Below are 18997 nucleotides of genomic sequence, written 5' to 3'. Positions count from 1 at the left end.
GCTCGGTCATGACCGAGGCGAGCTACACACCGACCCCGCGACCCGCGAGGCGATGACCTGACGAGCCCCGACCGAGCCACCTACCGGGCCACCGACCCCGCCCCGCACCGGGGCGGGTCGGGGCTGCCGCTGCTCGTGCGCAGTCCCGACGACCGCGTGCTCGCCGGGATCGCCGGCGGCGTGGGCGAGCGGCTCGGCATCGACCCGATGCTGGTGCGGATCGCGTTCGTGGTGCTCGCCGCCGCAGGCGCGGTCGGCTTGGGGCTCTACCTGCTGCTGTGGGCCTTCAGCCGCGAGGTCGACGAGCTGCCCCCCAGCCAGCCCCGCCGCATCATCGCCCCGTCGCTGCAACAGGCGCTGGCGCTGCTGACCCTCGTCGTCGGGGCGCTGCTGCTGTGCCGCGAGATCGGGTTGTGGTTCGGCGACGCGCTGGTGTGGCCGCTCGCTCTGGCCGCGCTGGGCTCGGCGGTCGTGTGGGCGCGGGGCGGGGAGGAGGAGCGCGACCGCTGGACCCGCTACGCCCGGCGCGTGCCGCAGGCTCCGGTCCGCACCGTCCTCGGCGAGCGCATCTCGGTGCCGCGGCTGGTGGTCGGGGCAGCGCTCGTCGTCGTCGGGGCGATCACGTTCCTGACCACCAACTACGGCCTGCGCGACATCGGCAACGCGTTCATCGCCGTGGCCGTGGCGGCCACCGGAGCGGTCCTGCTCCTCGGGCCCTACATCGCCCGCCTCGTGAACCAGGTCGGTGCCGAGCGCCGCGAGCGCATCCGCTCCGAGGAGCGCGCCGAGGTCGCGGCGCACCTGCACGACTCGGTGCTGCAGACCCTCGCGCTGCTCCAGCGCGCCGACGACCCGCAGCGGGTGCGCCAGCTCGCCCGGCGCCAGGAGCGGGAGCTGCGCCAGTGGCTCTACGGTCGCAGCCCCGACGGAGCGGAGGGCACCACGCTGCAGCTCGCGCTCGACGCGCTCGCCGACGAGATCGAGGCCGACCACAACGTCACCGTCGAGGCGGTCGTCGTCGGCGACGCCCCGCTCGGCGAGACCGAGCGCGTCGCGCTGCTCGCGTGCCGCGAGGCGGTCCTCAACGCCGCCGTGCACTCGGGCGCCCCGCTCGTGCAGGTCTACATCGAGCGTGACGGCGACGAGCTCGAGGTGTTCGTGCGCGACCGCGGACGCGGGTTCGATCCCGCCGCGGTCCCGACCGATCGGCGCGGGCTCGCCGACTCGGTGCGCGGCCGGGTCGAGCGTGCCGGCGGGGCGGTCACGATCACCTCCGCGCCGGCCGAGGGCACCGAGGTCGAGCTGCGACTGCCGGTCCGCGGGGCGGAGGTGCACCGGTGACCGCCGACCGGGGTGAGGCGCCCGCCAACGTCCGGGGCGACGACACCCGTCCGCGCGTGTACCTCGTCGACGATCACCGGCTGTTCCTCTCGGGCGTGCGCAGCGAGCTCGACGCGGCGGTCGAGATCGTGGGCGAGGCGACCACCGTCGCCGACGCGGTCGCCGGGATCCGCGCGGTCCGCCCCGACGTGGTCCTGCTCGACGTGCACCTGCCCGACGGCGGCGGCGTGGCGATCCTCCAGCAGGTCGTGCCCGAGCACCCGGACGTGCGCTTCCTGGCGCTGTCGGTGTCCGACGCGCCCGAGGACGTCATCGCGGTCGTGCGCGCCGGGGCGCGGGGCTACGTGACCAAGTCGATCGCGCCGGACGAGCTGGTCGCCGCCATCGCGCGCGTCCGCGCCGGCGACGCCGTGTTCTCGCCCCGCCTGGCCGGGTTCGTGCTCGACGCGTTCGCGGGCGACGCCGCCCCGGACCCCGAACTCGACCAGCTCACCCCCCGCGAACGTGAGGTACTGCAGCACATCGCGCGGGGCTACACCTACAAGGAGGTCGGGGCGCGGCTGCACATCTCGACGCGGACGGTCGAGACCCACGTGTCCTCGGTGCTGCGCAAGCTGCAGCTGTCCAACCGTCACGAGCTGTCGCGCTGGGCCAGCAAGCGCCGCCTGATATGAACGCCGCTGCGCTCCGCGGCCGAACCGAACCGGAGAGGAGACACACGTGAAGGTCCTCGTCGCTGGAGCCCACGGTCACACCGGCCGGCTGCTGCTCGGCCGATTGGCCGACGCCGGACACGCCCCGTTCGCCATGGTCCGCGACCCCGCCCAAGCGGACGCGGTCGTCGAGGCGGGTGCGGTGGTCGTGGTCCACGCCGACCTCGAGGACTGGGACCTCGCCGGGGCGGTCCGCGAGGTGGACGCGGTGATCTTCGCGGCCGGGTCGGGCTCGAAGACCGGCGTCGACCGGACCATCAGCGTCGACCTCATGGGGGCGGTCCGTCTCATCGACGCCTGCGAGGAGCACGGGCCCGACCGGTTCGTGATGCTGAGCTCGATGAGCACCCGCGACCCCCACGGCGGGAACGAGTCGATGCGTCACTACTACACCGCCAAGGCCGAGGCCGACGCGTACCTGGAGCGCACCGAACTCGTCTGGACCATCGCGCGCCCCGGCCGGCTCAGCTTCGACGAGGGCACCGGCCTGGTCACCGTCGGGACCGAGCTCGAGCGGGGCGACCCGCTGCCGCGCCCCGACCTCGCCGCGATCCTCGCGGCGTGCCTCGACCAGCCGGCCACCGAAGGCAAGGTGTTCGAGATCGTCGGTGGCGGGACCCCGATCGACCAGGCCCTCACATCCGTGTAGGCGGAAGCTGACCCCTGGAGTACAGGACCGCCTACCACGATCGCGCGAGGGGTAGCGTTGGCGGGTGCGCCCCGCGGATCGGAGCGCGGATCGGAGGTCGGACGTGAGCGAGGTCGTCGCCATCTACACCGCCCCGGCCGAGGGAGCGCTGACCGTGTCGCGTGAAGAGGTCGACGCGGTCGCGGGCGTGGGTCTCGAGGGCGACCGCTACGCGAGCGGCGACGGCACGTTCTCGACCAGGCCCAAGCCCGGCCGCGAGGTCACGCTCATCGAGATCGAGGCGGTCGAGGCTGCCCGGCGCGACCACGACGTGCCGATCGAGGCCGGCGAGACGCGCCGCAACATCGTCACGCGCGGGGTCGCGCTCAACCACCTCGTCGATCGCGAGTTCCAGGTCGGCGACGTCGTCCTGCGCGGCGTCAAGCTGTGCGAGCCGTGCCGCTACCTCGAGGGCCTCACCCACGAGGGCGTGCGCGAGGCGCTGATCCACCGCGGCGGGCTGAACGCCCAGATCGTGCGGGGCGGCACCATCCACGTCGGCGACCCCGTCCGCACCTGACCGTCCCCGTCCCCTGTCCCCGCTGCGTGGAGGATGTGCCTCACATGTGAGGCCAACCCTCCACGGAGCGGGGGTGGGGTGAGCGTAGGCTCGCTCCACCCGTGGGGATGAGGGGGTGGCCGTGTCACGACGGCAGCGTCACATCGCGTTCCTGGTGCTGGTCGCGCTCACGCTGGTGGCCTGGGCGATCGTTGCGACCGTAGGTCCGACCGACATCGTGGCGTTCCAGCTCGACCGCACCTCCGAGCGGGCCGCGGCACGCGTCCTCGCGTGGAGCGCCGCCGGCGAACTCGACGGAGCGATCGCGTCGCACCAGTGGGACTTCGCCCTCATGGCGCTCTACGGGCTGTCGATCGCCTGGGGGGTCGTCAAGGCGCGTCGCCACCTCTCCCCCGGTGCCGACAGCCTCGGGCGCGTCGCGGCCGTCGGGGCGATCGTCGCGGCCGGGCTCGACGCGGTGGAGAACGTCGCGCTCCTGCGCTTCATCGACCTCGTCGAGCTGCCCGCCGGCGCCCCGCCCCCCTCCGAGCTCCCCGCGCTGGCCACGACCGCAGCGACCCTGAAGTTCGCCCTGATCGTGTCCGCGCTGATCTACGCCGCCTTCGGGCTCGTCGCGTGGCGCCGCGCGCGTGCGTCGTCCGCGGAGGTGCCCGGCGACGCTTCCGCCGACGTGGCCGCCGACGCTTCGGTGGAGGTGCCCGCTGCGCCACGCCGCCGCGACGACGCCCCGGACATCGAGACGTGGGCCGCCGCGGCCCGGAACTGCGACCTCATCATGAAGGGTGGCATCACCTCCGGAGTGATCTACCCGCGGCTCGCCACACGGCTCGCGACCCGCTACCGGTTCCGCAACATCGGCGGCACGTCGGCGGGGGCGATCGCGGCAGCGGCGACCGCCGCCGCCGAGTACGCCCGCCAGCGCGGCCGCCCCGAGGCGCTCGACGCGCTCGACCGCCTCCCCGACGAGCTCGGATCGGGCCTGCTGCTCTCGCTGTTCCGGCCGTCCCGGTGGACGCGGCCGCTGCTGGAGCTGTTCCTCGCCGTGTCGCGCAGCGGGCAGGGGATGCTCGACCGGCTCGATGCGGCGATCCGCGTGCTCGTGCGCTTCCACCTCCTCGTGGCACTGGCCGGGCTGGCGGCCGGGCTGGTGCTCGGGGCGCTGCTGTCGCTGCCCGGCCCCGCGCTAGACGCGGGCCTCTTGCTGTCGGCCACGACGTTCCTCGTCCTGCTGGCGTCGCTGCCGACCGGGGTCGTCGGGGCGACGCAACGACTCCTGATCGCGCTCCCGCTCCACCTCGCCACCGGTCTCGTCGTGGACGATGGCCGTGCCGTCGATGTCGGGTTCGTGCTCGTCGCCGTGGCGCTGCTCGCCTGGGGCGTCGCCGCGGGGCGTTCGGGGCGGACCGGGACCGAGCCCGGCCTGATGCTGGCCTCCCTCGTGCGCGGTTCGACCCGCACCGCGCTCCTACTCGGCACCCTGACGCTCGGCTTCCTCCAGCTCGCTGCCTGGTCCGACGTGCTCGGGGCCGCGCCGCTGCTGATCGCGACGATCGGGCTCGTGGTGGCCGGCGGGGTGACCGCGGTCGTCGCCGTCCGACGGGCCGATCGGGCCCTCACCGCCAACGGGGCGGGCGTGGTGACCGGGATGGGCGGGCACGGCGAGGATCCAGCGGTGACCGAGTGGCTGACCGAGCTGCTCGACGACGTCGCGTTCGGGCCCCAGCACGACGGCCCGCCGCTGACGTTCTCCGACCTGGCGGGGCGGTCGGCGCGCAGCCGCGCCGACGGTGCCGATGCCGTCCCGGTCAACCTCGAGGTCATGGGCACCGACCTCACCACGACGACCGCGCACCGGCTGCCGTTCCGTGGCGACCGCGCGTTCGTGTGGTCGGAGGCCGACCTCGCCCCGCTGTTCCCGCCTCGCGTCGTCGCTGCTCTGCGCGCCGCTTCCTCGCCGGTGAGCACGCCCGGGGCGACGTCGGTGGAGGGGTCCGCTTCGACGCCAGCGGTTGCACAGGGCTCTGCGTCGACGTTGCTCCGGCTCGACGACGACCTCGAGCTGCCGGTGGTCGTCGCGGTCCGGATCAGCATGGGCTTCCCGGTGCTGTTCGCTCCCGTGCCGCTGCGGGTCGAGGCGCCCGCCGGCATCTGGTCGCGCGCGTACTGGGGGGACGGCGGGGCGGCCTCGAACCTGCCGGTGCACTTCTTCGACGCGCTCATCCCGCGCTGGCCCACCTTCGCGGTCGACCTCCGCGACGCCGCCGAGTACACCGGCATCGGCTGCGACCCGGTGGCCGCGACCGCTGACGAGCTGGTGGTGCTCAGGACGGAGCGACCACGCGAGCCGCTGTGGCTGCGCCGTGTCGGCGTGTCCAAGCCGCTGACGGTCGGCGGCGTGCTCGGTGGCTTCCTCGCCGCCGCCACCGACTGGCACGACAACGTCCAGCTCCAGGCCGACGGGTACTGGGACCGCGTCGTGCACGTGCTGCTGCGCGACGGGGAGGGCGGACTCAACCTGGCGATGGACGGGGCGACGATCGACGCGCTGGCCGAGCGCGGCGAGGCCGCCGCGCAGGCGCTGCTCGACCGCTTCGACGGCGACGACTCCGAGGGGTGGCGGCTGCACCGCTGGCTGCGCTACCGGCTGGCGATGGCGGAGCTCGAGGAGGAGCTCGGCGATCTCACCGACCGCCTCGACGACGGCTACCGCGAGCTGCTGGAGCAGCCGCCCCGCGAGCCCTACGGTTGGGTCGCGCGGCAAGGGCCGCGGGCTCGACACGCGACCCTCGCGCTCGAGACGGTGGCCGCGCGGTGGCTCAGCAAGCGACTGTTCACGCGCTTCCCCGAGCCGCCCGAGGGCGAGCGCCCGGACGAACCGCACCGTCGCGTCGAGCTGCGCGTGACCCCCCGCACGTAGCGCCCCGCCCCGCGGAGGTGGAGGGTGAGCGACCCGATCGTGATCGTCGGCGCCGGTCAGGCCGCCGCGTCCGCCGCGCACACGTTGCGGGCCGAGGGCTACGACGGCGGCATCGTCGTGCTCGGCGAGGAGACGCACCTGCCCTACCAGCGCCCGCCGCTGTCCAAGGAGTTGCTGCTGGGAACCAAGGACGCCGAAGCGACGGCGATCCTGCCCGCCGACTGGTACGAGCGCTCCGAGGTCGAGGTGCGGCGGGGCGTGCGCGTGGCGCGGGTGGTGCCCTCGAGACGCACCGTCGAACTCGAGGACGGCACGTCGCTGACCACCTCCGGGGTGCTCCTCGCCACCGGAGGCCGTCCGCGCCGCATCCCCGGCTGGGAGGGCGAACGGCTCCTCTACCTCCGCGACCTCACCGACGCCGCGGCGATCGCGTCGCAGCTCGGTGAGGGCCGCCGGCTGGCGGTCGTCGGCGCGGGCTTCATCGGCAGCGAGGTCGCCGCGTCCGCCCGTCGCCGTGGGACCGCGGTGACCCTGATCGAGGCGCTGCCGCAACCGCTGGCGCGGGTGCTCGACGAGCAGATCGGAGCGCTGATCTCCCAGGCGCACCGCCGCGAGGGCGTGGACCTACGCCTCGGCGTCGGGGTCGCGTCGGTGACGGAGACGCAGCGGGGCGTGCTGGTCGAGCTGGCCGACGGGGCGCGCATCGAGGCCGACGCGGTCGTCGTCGGGGTGGGACTGGTGCCCAACGTCGAGGTGGCGGAGGCGTCAGGGCTCGAGGTCCACGACGGCGTCGTCGTCGACGATCACGCGCGCACGTCGGTGGAGCGGATCTACGCAGCCGGAGACGTCGCCCGCCACTACCACCCGCTGTTCGAGCGCCACCTCCGAGTCGAGCACTTCGACAACGCCATCAAGCAGGGCGCCGTTGCCGCCCGCAACCTGCTCGGGGAGGACGTGGTGTTCGACGACCCCCACTGGTTCTGGTCGGACCAGTACGACCACTCCCTGCAGTACGTCGGCGACCACGCCCCGCACGATCAACGCATCGTTCGGGGCGACCTGCAGGCGGCGCTGAGGGGGGAGACGGACTCGCTCGCCCTGACCGTGTTCTGGCTCCGTGACGGCGTGCTCCGGGCGGCGTTCGCGTTCGACCGCGGCCGCGACGTCCGCGTCGCGCAGCGGCTCATCGCGAGCGGGGCGCGCCCCGACCCCCGCGTGCTCGCCGACCCCGACGCCGATCTCCGCGACCTCCTCTGACGCCGCCCCGCTGCGATCGCCGGGTCAGGTGTCGAGGATGGTGAGCTCGGCGATGGCGGCGGTGGCGAGGTAGGCGGTGTCGCCGCTGCCGTCGAGCACCAGCGTGGCGACGTCCTCACCCACCGCCCGCAGATCCGCCGCGATCGGCGCCCCGCCCCCGCGTGCGACCACAGCGATGCGGGGGCGATCGCCGACGACCCACGTGAGGACCTCGTGCAGCGTCCGGCCCGTCGGGGCGGTGCGGTCACCGGTGGCGGCCGGGAACCGCAGCGAGGGTTCGGGGCGCACGAGCACGATCTCGTCGAGGGCGATGTGCACGTCGAGTCCATCGCGGTTGCGCACGACGACGTGGTCCGACGCCACGTCCAGCAGTCGGCCCTGGTGCTGGTTGCCACTGGCGCAGCGCACCGTCACGACCGGGTGCTGCTCCACGAGATCGGTGAGCACGCCCTGGAGGCGCGCGGATCCCTCGGCCACCTGACGCAGCAGGCGCTCGCGAATGCGGGCGTCGACCGCCTCCTCGGCCCTGGCCTCGTCGAGTAGGTGCTGGAACGGATCGCGCTCGGTCACGGCCCCACGCTAGCCAGGCCGTGACGCCGAGCGCGCCGCTCGACGGCCACGGGTAGCCATAGGCGGCCTGGGCGGTCCGAGTGGTCGCGAGATAGCTCGGAATGACCCCTGCGCTCCGCGCCTGGCTGTGGTTCACTCGCGCGCCCCGGCCCACGAGGCCGGGACCGGCGGGGTCAGACCCAGCAGGCTGCGTCGGGGCGGGGACCACAGGGGGATCCGCCGAAGGCGTGCGGACGGCGCGCTTCAGCGCGTCACGCCGCACGCCGACGACACGCACGCAACGACAGCAGGCGGGTGCCGCATGCGCAGCGGACGACCTGCCGCCGCCGGGGGGCGGGTACGACGGGCGGTGGCCGTAACCACCATGACCATCCTCACGCTGGGCCTCCCAGCGCTGCCGGGGAGCGGCGCCCCGCCGAGCTCCGACATCGCCGTGCGCGTCGTCGACTCCTGGAGCGCTGAGCCCGACGGCGGGTTCATCTCACCCGAGCTCGACGCCGCCGACACTGTGCTGTTCACGGTCGAGGGCCTCGAGGGGGACCGCGAGGTGGCGTGGCGGACGCGGACCGGCGACACGTGGAGCTCGTGGCGCGACGCGCACGCCCACGAGGAGCACGCCCCGGACCCCGGCTCGCCCGAGGCGTCCACCACCGTCGACGGGGTTTCGGAGCCGATCTGGACCGGGCACGTCGACGCGATCCAGCTCCGCAGCGACGCGCGCGGGACCCTGCACCTCACCGCCATCGAGACCGGCGACGGGCTCGGGTGGCGCCCCTCGACCGACCATCCCGCCGCGGCGCACGCCAGCACCCTGTGGCCACGCATGATCCCGCGCTCGGCCTGGGACCCCACCGGCGAGTGCGTGCCGACCAAGGCGCCCGAGTACGCCCCGGACGCACGCCGTCTGTACGTGCACCACACCGCGGTGTTCCCCCACTACCTGCCCGAGGAAGCCGACGACGCCGTGCGCGCGATGTGCATCAGCCACGTCGAGAGCCGCGGCTTCAGCGACATCGGTTACAACTTCCTCATCGACCAGTACGGGGTCATCTACCAGGGCCGCATCGGGGGGATCCTGCGGCCCGTGGTCGGGGCGCACGCGTCCGGGTTCAACCAGGGCTCCGTGGGCGTCGCCGTGATCGGCAACTTCGAGGAGAACGAGGTCCCGGCCGCCGCCCTCGAGGCGCTGGAGGACCTGCTCACGTGGTTGGCAGATTGGCACGGCATCGACCCACGCGCGGTCACGCCGCACGTCTCGACCGGCGGGGCGACCACGCGCTTCCCGGCTGGCGAGGAGGTGGCGCTGCCCACCATCTCCGGACACCGCGACACCGCCACCGACAGCCCGTGCCCGGGCGACTTCCTCTACGCCCAGCTGCCCGGGGTGAGGGAGCGGGTCGCCACGCGACTCACCCTCCCCGCCGCCCCGGCCGCCGCCACGGTCGCGACCGTCGTCGCGGACGAGGCACCGCAGGAACCCGCCCCGCCTCCTGCGGCCACCGACGAGGCCGCCCTGCTGGAGTCGCTGGTCAAGGGAGCGCGCGTCGCCGGTGAGGTGATGCGCGCCGGGGCGCCCGACACCCGTCGGCTCGTCCCCCGCCTCGGCTCCCACTGACCACGTCCCGCTCCGGGGACCGCAGCGGTCAGCTGATGATGGTGGGGGTCGGGGCGGGCTCGGTTGCGGTCGGCTCGGGGCTCGGCTCGTCGGTGGGCTGGGGAGGAGACGGCTGTTCGGTTGGAGACGGCGGCGCCTGCGAACCGCGGCTGACCACGATCGTGACCTCGGAGCCCTTCGGCAGCTCCTCGCCGGGCTGTGGCTCCTGGCTGATGACCCGACCCTCCTCGACCTCGTCGCTGAACTCGCGCACGACGAGGACACGGAACTCGCGCTCCTCGAGCTGGAACTGCGCGTCTGCCTCGGTGTCCCCGATCACCGGCGGGACCCGGACGAGCTCCTGCCCGCCGCTCACCACGTAGCCGACACGCGAACCCTGCGGCACCGACTCGCCCTCGCCGGGGGTGGACGACAGCACGATGCCCTCGGGGACCTCGTCGCTGAACTCCGTGCCGTCCTTGACCGGCACCAGACCCGCCTCACGGAGCGCGTGTTGCGCGTCGTCCTCGCGTATCCCGACCACCCGCGGGACCGTCACGGTCGCCACACCGGTCGACATGGTCAGCCGGACGATCGCGCCGGCCTCGACGCTCTCACCGGGCCCGGGGTCCTGGCTGACGACACGCCCCGGCTCGACCGTGTCGCTGTTCACGTCGCCGGCCCAGCGCGCGGTCAGACCGCGCGCGGCGAGTAGTTCCTCGGCCTCCGGGAAGGTCCGGCTCTGCACGTCGGGGACGCTGACCATCTCGACCGGCTCCTCGGCAAGCAGCGTCGCGAGGAAGTACACCGCGCCGGCGGCAGCGAGGACGGAGATGATCGCCAGCAACACGTAGCCGAGTCGGCGACGGCGTTGGTCCGCCTCGGGCGGGCGCGCCGCGGGGCGGGTCACGGCCGCGTCGAGGATCGCGGTCTCCTCGGCTCGCAGTACAGCCGGGGCCGCGACCTGCTGGCCACCGAGCGCGAGCTCGATGTCCGCCGCCATGTCCTCGGGGGTCTGGTAGCGGTTGGCCGCGTTCTTGCTCATGGCGCGGAACACGATCGCCTCGGCCGCGGTCGAGATCGACGGGTCGAGGTCACGCAGCGCCGTCGGCATCTCCTGCACGTGCATGTACGCGACACTGACCGCGGTGTCCCCGGCGAACGGGGCGCGGCCGCCGAGCATCTCGTAGAGCACGACACCGAGCGAGTACACGTCGCTGCGGCCGTCGACGGGGTGGCCCTGCGCCTGCTCCGGCGACAGGTAGGCGGCGGTCCCGAGCACCGCGGCGGTCTGGGTGACGGTCTCGGCGTTGACGGCGCGGGCGATGCCGAAGTCGGTGACCTTCACCTGGCCGTCCTCGCCGAGGAGGATGTTGCCGGGCTTGATGTCGCGGTGGACCAACCCCCTGCTGTGGGCGTAGCTCAGCGCCCGGCAGACCTCGGCGGTGACCTCGAGAGCGCGGCGCTCGGTGAGGCCACCCGCGGTGATCACCTCGGCGAGCGAACGGCCACGGACCAGCTCCATCACGATGAACGGCAGGCCGTCCTGCTCGCCGGTGTCGTAGACGGCGACGATGTTGGGGTGGCTGAGGCTGGCCGAGGCCTGCGCTTCGCGGCGGAAGCGCTCGATGAAGCCCTCGTCCTGAGCGAACCGCGGGAGCAGCATCTTCACGGCGACCGCACGGTCGAGGACCTCGTCCTGAGCTTCGCGGACCTCGGCCATGCCGCCGCGGCCGATGAGGTCCTCGAGGCGGTAGCGACCGGCCAGGACCTGACCGATACGGGTCACGTGCAGCCTCCGTGCGCGGGAGAGGACGATGCGGTCGAGCGGGGGGCACGCGGGGTCGGAACGGCAGCCCCCCGGCGCGCCCCGAAGCGTACCAACGACCCGCGCCCCGCCGTCAGCGGCACCAGCAGGCCCACCGCCGACACCAACCCCGCCATCAGCGGCACCATCAGCGCAGCTCCAAGGCGGCTTCCATGACCGCGCGGGCGATCGGCGCGGCGTTGGCGCCGCCGGTGGCGTCATCGCCCGCGTCAGGCAGCACCACCGCCACGGCGACCTGGTCCTCGGCGAAGCCGATGAACCACACCGTGGGGGCCTGGCCGGGGACCTGCGCGGTCCCGGTCTTGCCGCCGACGCGGACGCCGGGGATCTGCGCGCGCGTCCCCGTCCCCTGGTTGACCACGGCGACCATCATGTCCGCGAGGGTCAGGGCCACGTCGCGGTCGACGACCTGCGACGGGTGGGTGGGCGTGCTCCACGGTCCGGTGTCGCCCTTGCGCAGCACCCGCCCGGTGGGGTCGAGGACCTCGGCGACGACGTGGGGCTGCATGATGGTGCCCTCGTTGGCGATGCTCGCCACGATCATCGCCGCGTGCAACGGCGTCCAGCGCACGTCGCGCTGTCCGATGCCCGACTGCGCCGTCGACGGCGGGTCGAGCTCCTTGGGGATGACCGAGTCGATGACCCCCAGCTCGTAGGGGATGCGGCGGTTGAAGCCGAAGCGCTCGGCGACATCGACCAGGACGTCGGAGCCGAGCTCGACGCCGAGGCGCGCGAAGGTCGTGTTGCAGGACACGCGCAGCGCGTCGGCCAGCGAGATCGTCCCACCGCCGGCGCAGAGGCCACCGCCGAAGTTGCCGATGTCGGACTCGGTCTGGGGCACGTCGAAGCGCTGCTCATCGGGGAACGCGGTGGTGGGTTGGATGCCGCGCTCCAGCGCCGCCGCCGCGACGACCACCTTGAACGCCGAGCCCGGCGGGAAGAACTCGCGCGTCACGCGGTCGAGCAGCGGCCGCCCCGGCACCTCCTGCAGCGCCTGCCAGTTCTCGTTGATCGCCGGACGGTCGTGGCTCGACAGCAGGTTGGGGTCGTAGCTGGGGTTGCTGTAGCTCGCGAGCACCGCCCCGGTCCGCGGGTCGAGCGCCACCACCGCCCCGATGCGGTCGCCCAGGGCGCGAGCCGCCTCCGCCTGCACCTCGGGGTCGATGGTGAGCCGCACCGTGTTGCCGACCTCGGCGCGGTCCGACAGCAGGTCGGCGAGGTTCTGGGCCAGGACCTCGCTGGGCGTGCCGGTGAGCTCCTCGTTCAGCGCTTGCTCGAGTCCCGACCGCAGCAGCACGACCGAGTAGTAGCCGGTGAGGTGGCTGTAGAGGAACGGCTCCTCGTACACGCGCAGGTACGCGAGGTCGTCGTCCGTGAGGACGCTGTGGACGATCTCCTTCTCGCCCACGACGATCGGCCCGCGCTCGATCTCGTACTCCTTGATGATCAGGCGCGGGTTGCGCGGATCGTTGGCGAGGTCGTCGGCCCGCAGGAGCTGGATCACGTTGAGGTTGACGAACAGGGCCGCGAACAGCACGAGCATCAGGCCGGCGACACGACGGATCTGTCGGCTCACGAGCTCATCTCCGCGGCGTCCACGTCCGGTGATGGCGGGGCGGTGCCGTGGTGTGCTGCGCGTCGCTCCTCGTGGCTCACCCTCAGCAGCAGGGCGAGCAGGACGTAGTTCGACACGAGCGACGACCCGCCGTACGAGACGAACGGCAGGGTGATGCCGGTCAGCGGGATCAGTCGGGTGACGCCGCCGACGATGATGAACACCTGCAGACCGAGGATGGTCGTCAGCCCGGCGGCGAGCAGCGTCCCGACCTCGTCGCGGGCGGTGAGGGCGATGCGGTATCCGCGCGCCACGAGCAGCAGGTAGGCGACCAGCACCGCCGTGGCCCCGAGCAGACCCAGCTCCTCCCCGAGCACGGCGAAGATGACGTCGGTCGCGGCGAACGGGATGTCGTCGGGGCGGCCGAGTCCCAGTCCCGCCCCGGTCAGCCCCCCGGTTCCCAGCGCGAACAGCGACTGCAAGATCTGGAACCCCGCGTCGGTCGGGTCGGCCCACGGGTCGAGCCAGATCGAGAACCGTCGCTGCACATGGTCGAACAGCTGGTACATCACGACGACGCCCACGCCGAACGTCGCCATCCCGATCGCCGGATAGGCGAGCCGACCGGTGGCGATGTACAGGACTGTCACGAACACCCCCAGCAGCAGCAGCGCCGAGCCGAGGTCACGCTGCATGACCAGGATCCCCAGCGCGATGCCGACGCCGGCGAGCACCGGGGCGAGGTGGCGCATCGGAGGCAGCAGCAGCGGCCCGACCCGCTGGGTCGCGACCGACAGCAGCGCGCGCTTGCGGTCGAGGTAGCCGGCGAGGAAGACGACCAGCGTGAGCTTGGCCACCTCGCCGGGCTGGAACGTCAGCGGCCCGACCCGCACCCACAGCTGCGCTCCGTTGACCTCCATGCCGAGGCGGGGCACGAGCGGCAGGAGCAGCAGCAGGATGGTGAGCAGACCCGCCGTGTAGGAGTAGCGCGCGAGCCTCCGGTACTGACGCACGAGCACGAGCACCGCCGTGAACAGCCCGATCCCGACCACCGTCCAGGTCGTCTGGCTCACCGCGAGGTCGCTGCCCTCGGCGAAGTCGACCCGGCGGACCAGGACCAGCCCGAGCCCGTTGAGGAGCAGGCCGAGCGGCAGCAGCACCGGGTCCGCGAGCGGCGCGAACCGGCGCACGACGAGATGGGCGAAGACGGCGAGGGCCACGAGCGCCCCGCCGAACACGAAGGTCCCCGACGGGATGCGCGGGTCACGCGACAGCCCGAGCACGGTGTAGGCACCCAGCACGACGATCAGCGCCAGCAGCAGCAGGCGCCGCTCGGTCTGGCGCGCCCGGACGACGGGGTGATCCTCCTGGCTCACGACCTGGCCTGGCTCACGAGTCGCCGATCGGGCCGGCGTCGGGTGAGGTCGTCCCGGTCGGTGTCGTGTCGGGCGAGCTCCCCTCGCGCGCGTCGGGATCATCGGAGGTGACGGCCCTGGCACCGGCGGTCAGCGGTACGTTGTCGACGATGAGGCGGGCGTCGGCGAGGCTCGTCGCCGCGATCCCAGCCTCGAGGTCGTCCCGCTTGAACTGGGCGACATCCGCGAGCTCGAGTTCCGTCCGCTCCTCGATCCACGACAGCTCGAACGGACCGACCGAGCTCGGCACGCCGCGGTAGATGACGACCTGACCCTCGTCGACGCCGACGTAGAACGAGCGTGCCAGCAGCCACCGGCCGCCGAACCCTGCCGCGGCGAGGACGATCGCGCTGACCACGACGATCGCGGCGATGCGCTGACGGCGCGACGGCCCCCTCGTCTCGGTCTCGGGCGTCGCCACTTGCTCCACCTTCCCGATGGTCCCGATGCGCCGCAACTTGCCCGCCCAGTCGTCCTCGTCGAGCGTGTCGGCGTCGGTGTCGATGGTGCGGATGACCTGCCGCTGCGACGAACCGGCAGCGTTCGCCGCGCCCTCCTCGTCGATGCGCAGGAGCACCGCGGTGATGTTGTCGGGTCCGCCGCGCTCGTTGGCGAGGCGGACGAGCTCGTCGAGCGCCGCCTCCTCGGCCTCGGCGGTGAGGATGGTCTCGCGGATCTCGCCGTCCTCGACCTGTCCGGTGAGCCCGTCGGAGCACAGCAGCACGTGGTCGCCCACCTCAAGGTCGACGACGTGGTGATCGACCTCGACCAGCGGAGACACCCCGATGGCGCGGGTGATTATGGACCGCTGAGGGTGCCGGGCCGCCTCCTCCTCGGTGATCTCACCCTGGTCGATGAAGTGCTGCACCAGGGTGTGGTCCTTGGTGATCCGCACGATCGTGCCACCGCGGATGAGATAGGCGCGGGAGTCACCGACGTGGGCGATGTGAAGGCGCCGACCCTCGACGAGCGCCGCGGTCAGGGTCGTGCCCATGCCCTTGAGCTCCGGCTCCTCGATGGCGCGTGCGACGACGGCGCCGTTGGCGTCCTTCAGCGCGTCCGTCAGCGAATCGGCGGCCTCGTCGTAATCCGCGAAGACGCGCCCGTCGATCACGGCGACCGGCTCGAGTGCCGTCCGTGACGCGATCTCGCCCGCGACGTGGCCGCCCATGCCGTCGGCCACAGCGAAGACGGAGTCGCCCAGGAAGTACGCGTCCTCGTTGGCCTGGCGCACCTGGCCGGTGTCGGTGACCGCGACGGCGTCGTAGGTGATCACCGTCGGACCTCGATGCGGGTCTTGCCGATGCGCAGCTGGTCACCCGCGGCGAGCGGGGTGGGGCGGGTCACCTTCGCGCCGTTGAGGAAGGTCCCGTTGGTGGAGCCGAGGTCGCGGACGAGCCAGCCGTCGCCGTCGGGAACGATGGCGGCGTGCTCGTCCGACACGAACCGGTCGTCCACCACGAGGTTCACCGTCTTGCTGCGCCCGAGGGTGACCGCTCCCCCCTCGAGTGGCACCACCTGGGGACGGCCGTTCGGCGGGTGGACCACCATCTCCCTGGGGGCACGTCGCGGCTTGGGCCGGTCGGAGCCCTCGGCGACGGCGGGGCGGGGGGACGCCGCACTCGAACGGCGCTTCGGCCGCGGTCCGTAGAGGTCGGTCACGACGGCACGGACGGTGCGGGCGAGGAACAGGTAGAGAGCGAGCAGCAGCACGAGCTTGAGCACCGCGAGGACACCGTCGGACACCTCAGGCCTCCCCGAACTCGAGCTCGACCTCTCCGAGCTGGATCCGGTCGCCCGGGTTCAGGGGTTGTTCGGCAGCGCGCGTCCCGTTGACCGCCGTGCCGTTGGTGGAGCCGAGGTCGACGACCCACCACTCGCCCCCGCGTCGGACGAGGGCCGCGTGCTCGCGGGAGACGGTGCGGTCGTCGATGGTCACGTCGCAGGTGGCGAGCCGGCCGAGCGTCATGCGGCCACGCTCGAGCCGGACGTGGCTGCCGTCGGGCAGGGTGACGCGGTGAGCCGCCGCGTCCCCTGGCGCAGCCGGAGGAGCCTCCGGTGCGGGAGACGGCGTGTGATCGGCGGGGCGCGCCGGGGCCACGGAGGAGGCCGGGGCCTGCGAGCCCTCGACCCGGCCGGTCAGCTCGTACATGCCGTACTTGACGTGCTCAGCGGTCTCGACGAGCACGTGGACGGGGCCGCGCAACGTCCAGCCGCGCTCGTCGGCCGTGCGCGCCACGACCTGGGCGAGCTCGCGGCGCAGGGACGCGCCGAAGCTCTCGAGCCGCTCGACGTCCTTAGGCGAGAGCGTGAAGCGGAAGACGTTGGGGACGATCACGCCGGCGTCGGTCACGTGCTGGTTGTCCTCGGCGTAGCGCTGCAGCGCCTTGGCCAGCTCGACCGGTTGGAGTCCCGAACGGAAGGCGCGGGCGAAGAACCCCTCAACAGCACCCTCCAGGCGCCGCTCGAAGTCCTGCAGCACTCCCATCGCCGGGTCCTTGTCGGTGCGTGCGTGTCGGGGTGTCCACGCCGGACCGTTCCACGCAGGGCACCCGGCCACGCGCCGTGCGAGCTTCCCCCCGCCTCGATCCCGTCTGACGACGGCGGAGACGGTGGGGCCGGGGACGTCGCACGGCGCCACCCTGTCCGCACAGCGCGCGAACCGTGCGCGAGGGTATCGGAGCGGTGTCAGGGGCCCTCCTTGCCCGAACGGACAGGTCCGACCGCCGCGGACGGGGGGATACGGGGCGTTCCGCCCGGTTCTGTGCACCTCACGGCGAGGGGCCCAGGCCCGGCGGGGCGGTGGGCAGGGGCGGTTGGTAGCCTCGCTGCTCCACTCGGGGCGAGTGGCGGAATTGGCAGACGCGCACGGTTCAGGTCCGTGTCCTCGTAAGAGGGTGGAGGTTCAAGTCCTCTCTCGCCCACCACCCGCGCGCCCGCGCTCCACGCGGCCGCGCCAAACCCGTCTCGCCCACCACCCGCGCGCCCGCGCCCCGTCAGTCCGACGGGAACACGCCTCCACGCGCGTTTCCGTCACCGCGAACGCGACCGGAGCACGTCAGCCCTACGGGAAACACGCATCCACGCGCGTTTCCGTCTCCGGCCGGTGGACGTGACAGGGCGGCTCGGACGCTCCCCGATCAGGCGCCCTCGCCCCGCCGGGCCAACGACACCGGCAGGGACGGCACGTCTCCGGGCACGGCGTGGGTGAGGCCGAGGGTCCGTCGCAGCGCCCCGCCGAGCTGGCCGATGCGTTCGGGGCGCAGGCTGTAGAGCACGAAGTAGCCATCCCGCTCACCGCTGACCACGCCGGCGTTGGCGAGGATCTTGAGGTGGCGGGACACCGCCGAGTCCGACAGCGCCAGCAGCTGCGCGAGCTCCTTCGTCGAGCGCGGCTGCTCGGCGACCATGCGCGTGATCTGCAACCGGGTCTCGTCTCCGAGCGCGCGGAGCCCGTCGGCGACCTCGTGGTCGCTGGCGAGCGGCACCTCGGGTTGGCGCAGGTCTCGCAGCGGGAAGATGACCGCCGGCTGCCACGGGTCGTCGAGCTCGATCAGCACCTTGGGCCAGCCGTAAACCGTGGGCACGAACAGCATCCCGCCCCGATCCGCGACGTCGCACGTGCGCTCGAAGGTCTTGTCGACGACGATGGCGGCGGCGTCCTCGTCCCAGCGTCCCTCGGGTAGCAACTCGGCGACCAAGCCTGGGATGCCGCCGGTCACGAGCGCTCGCGCCCCGTCGGTCACCTCGGCCTCGATGCGCGGTCGGAGCCGTTCCCATTCCTCGGAGAACGCCTCGTCCCAGTACCGCTGCAGCAGCGTCGCGAACCGTTCCCGGATCGTCGCCGGGTCGTCGAGCGCGGTGCGGACCAGCGTCTCCTGCTCGGCGCTGATCGCTGCCGCCGCCGTGGTGACCTCGTGGCGGAACTCGGGGTCGTGGACGAGTCCGGGTCCGCTGCCGTGGAACGGTCCGCACCCGCGGCCGCCGAACGCCAGGGACAGCTCGTAGGCGACGAGCTCGTGATCGACGGCACGGAACCGCTCGAGCTCGTCGGCGAAAGCGGGACGCTCGCCCGCGAGACCGACCTCGAAGACCCCCGGGATGAAGCAGTCCAGCGATGCCGCCAGGACGTTGATCTCGTCGAGCAGGTCGGCAGGCAGGTCGCGGCAACGGCGCGCCCACGGCAGGTGCATCGGGGTGCGCTTGGGCTGCACGACCGCCGGCAGCGACAGCACCGCCTCGAACAGCGGCGACCACGCGAACCCGATCAGGTCGATCGCACGCGGCGAGGGGAACCGGAACGTCACGTCCACCGGGAAGCCTCCTGTTCCACGGCACCAAGCCGAACTTATCCCGTATTCCTCGGATAAGTTGATTGCGTGAGTGTAGCTACAAATACTGGGGTCGTCAGCGCGACGAGGAGGCATGTCATGCACCCGATCACGAGCCAGATGCAGGCCCAGCTGGTCGGTCAGGACCGTCTGCGCACGGCCAGCGCCGCACGACGTGCCCGTTCCCTGACGCCCCAGACCGACCCGCGGTCGCGGGTGTCGACAGCAGGGCTTTTCCGTCGCGTGCTCGCGAGCCGCGCTGCGTCGG

At 72.9% G+C, this 18997-nt stretch carries 15 protein-coding genes and 1 tRNA gene; 8 read left to right on the top strand and 8 right to left on the bottom strand.

Going from position 1 to position 18997, the window contains the following annotated elements; genetic code table 11:
* Positions 1-135 precede the first annotated feature (135 nt).
* From KY469_16850 to KY469_16825, 6 genes are all read left to right on the top strand, one after another.
* Complete coding sequence (locus tag KY469_16850) at positions 136-1341, top strand: PspC domain-containing protein (protein ID MBW3664769.1); 1206 nt, start codon at positions 136-138, stop codon at positions 1339-1341.
* On the top strand, positions 1338-2015 hold the full coding sequence (locus KY469_16845; GenBank protein ID MBW3664768.1) for a response regulator transcription factor: 678 nt from the start codon (positions 1338-1340) through the stop codon (positions 2013-2015). The genes KY469_16850 and KY469_16845 overlap by 4 nt, the downstream gene beginning before the upstream one ends.
* Before the next feature lie 46 nt (positions 2016-2061).
* Positions 2062-2703 (top strand): SDR family oxidoreductase, encoded by a 642-nt coding sequence (locus KY469_16840; protein MBW3664767.1) that lies wholly within the window; start codon positions 2062-2064, stop codon positions 2701-2703.
* Between the two features lie 103 nt (positions 2704-2806).
* A complete protein-coding gene (locus tag KY469_16835; GenBank protein MBW3664766.1) occupies positions 2807-3262 on the top strand; it encodes an MOSC domain-containing protein in 456 nt (151 codons plus the stop codon).
* 121 nt (positions 3263-3383) lie between these two features.
* Positions 3384-6179: a patatin-like phospholipase family protein gene (locus KY469_16830; GenBank protein ID MBW3664765.1), complete on the top strand. Its 2796-nt coding sequence runs from the start codon at positions 3384-3386 to the stop codon at positions 6177-6179.
* Positions 6180-6203: 24 nt separating this feature from the next.
* Positions 6204-7436 carry an FAD-dependent oxidoreductase gene (locus KY469_16825; protein ID MBW3664764.1) on the top strand — a complete coding sequence of 411 codons (1233 nt, stop codon included), beginning with the start codon at positions 6204-6206 and terminating at the stop codon, positions 7434-7436.
* A 24-nt stretch (positions 7437-7460) separates the two neighbouring features.
* Here the strand turns inward: KY469_16825 and KY469_16820 are convergent, their stop codons facing one another.
* The gene (locus tag KY469_16820; protein MBW3664763.1) at positions 7461-8006 is read right to left on the bottom strand and encodes a DUF2642 domain-containing protein; all 546 of its coding nucleotides are present in this window, start codon (positions 8004-8006) and stop codon (positions 7461-7463) included.
* 349 nt (positions 8007-8355) lie between these two features.
* Here KY469_16820 and KY469_16815 point away from each other — a divergent pair, with 349 nt between their 5' ends.
* A complete protein-coding gene (locus KY469_16815; GenBank protein ID MBW3664762.1) occupies positions 8356-9621 on the top strand; it encodes an N-acetylmuramoyl-L-alanine amidase in 1266 nt (421 codons plus the stop codon).
* A gap of 28 nt (positions 9622-9649) precedes the next feature.
* Here KY469_16815 and pknB read toward each other — a convergent pair whose 3' ends face one another.
* From pknB to KY469_16785, 6 genes are all read right to left on the bottom strand, one after another.
* Entirely contained in the window at positions 9650-11389 is a 1740-nt protein-coding gene (gene pknB / locus KY469_16810) for a Stk1 family PASTA domain-containing Ser/Thr kinase (GenBank protein ID MBW3664761.1), read from the bottom strand.
* Between the two features lie 166 nt (positions 11390-11555).
* The gene (locus KY469_16805; GenBank protein ID MBW3664760.1) at positions 11556-13004 is read right to left on the bottom strand and encodes a penicillin-binding protein 2; all 1449 of its coding nucleotides are present in this window, start codon (positions 13002-13004) and stop codon (positions 11556-11558) included.
* Positions 13001-14461 (bottom strand): FtsW/RodA/SpoVE family cell cycle protein, encoded by a 1461-nt coding sequence (locus KY469_16800; protein ID MBW3664759.1) that lies wholly within the window; start codon positions 14459-14461, stop codon positions 13001-13003. The genes KY469_16805 and KY469_16800 overlap by 4 nt, the downstream gene beginning before the upstream one ends.
* Positions 14373-15674 carry a Stp1/IreP family PP2C-type Ser/Thr phosphatase gene (locus KY469_16795; GenBank protein ID MBW3664758.1) on the bottom strand — a complete coding sequence of 434 codons (1302 nt, stop codon included), beginning with the start codon at positions 15672-15674 and terminating at the stop codon, positions 14373-14375. The genes KY469_16800 and KY469_16795 overlap by 89 nt, the downstream gene beginning before the upstream one ends.
* Positions 15671-16144 (bottom strand): FHA domain-containing protein, encoded by a 474-nt coding sequence (locus KY469_16790; protein ID MBW3664757.1) that lies wholly within the window; start codon positions 16142-16144, stop codon positions 15671-15673. Before KY469_16790 ends, KY469_16795 begins: the two co-directional genes overlap by 4 nt.
* A 1-nt stretch (position 16145) precedes the next feature.
* Positions 16146-16886: a DUF3662 domain-containing protein gene (locus KY469_16785; GenBank protein MBW3664756.1), complete on the bottom strand. Its 741-nt coding sequence runs from the start codon at positions 16884-16886 to the stop codon at positions 16146-16148.
* A 352-nt stretch (positions 16887-17238) separates the two neighbouring features.
* On the opposite strand from KY469_16785, the gene KY469_16780 reads away from it, so the two are divergent.
* Positions 17239-17325, top strand: a tRNA-Leu gene (locus KY469_16780).
* 213 nt (positions 17326-17538) lie between these two features.
* Here KY469_16780 and KY469_16775 read toward each other — a convergent pair.
* Positions 17539-18711 (bottom strand): metalloregulator ArsR/SmtB family transcription factor, encoded by a 1173-nt coding sequence (locus KY469_16775; protein ID MBW3664755.1) that lies wholly within the window; start codon positions 18709-18711, stop codon positions 17539-17541.
* Positions 18712-18997 lie beyond the last annotated feature (286 nt).

This window comes from Actinomycetota bacterium, from assembly GCA_019347575.1.
Lineage (GTDB): Bacteria > Actinomycetota > Nitriliruptoria > Nitriliruptorales > Nitriliruptoraceae > JAHWKY01.
This window is presented reverse-complemented; position numbering and strand designations above follow the sequence as displayed.

Coding starts and splice junctions, on each gene's coding strand:
- KY469_16800 (MBW3664759.1), bottom strand. CDS start 14,461: ATGATCCCGACGCGCGCGAGGGGAGCTCGCCCGACACGACACCGACCG.
- KY469_16785 (MBW3664756.1), bottom strand. CDS start 16,886: ATGGGAGTGCTGCAGGACTTCGAGCGGCGCCTGGAGGGTGCTGTTGAG.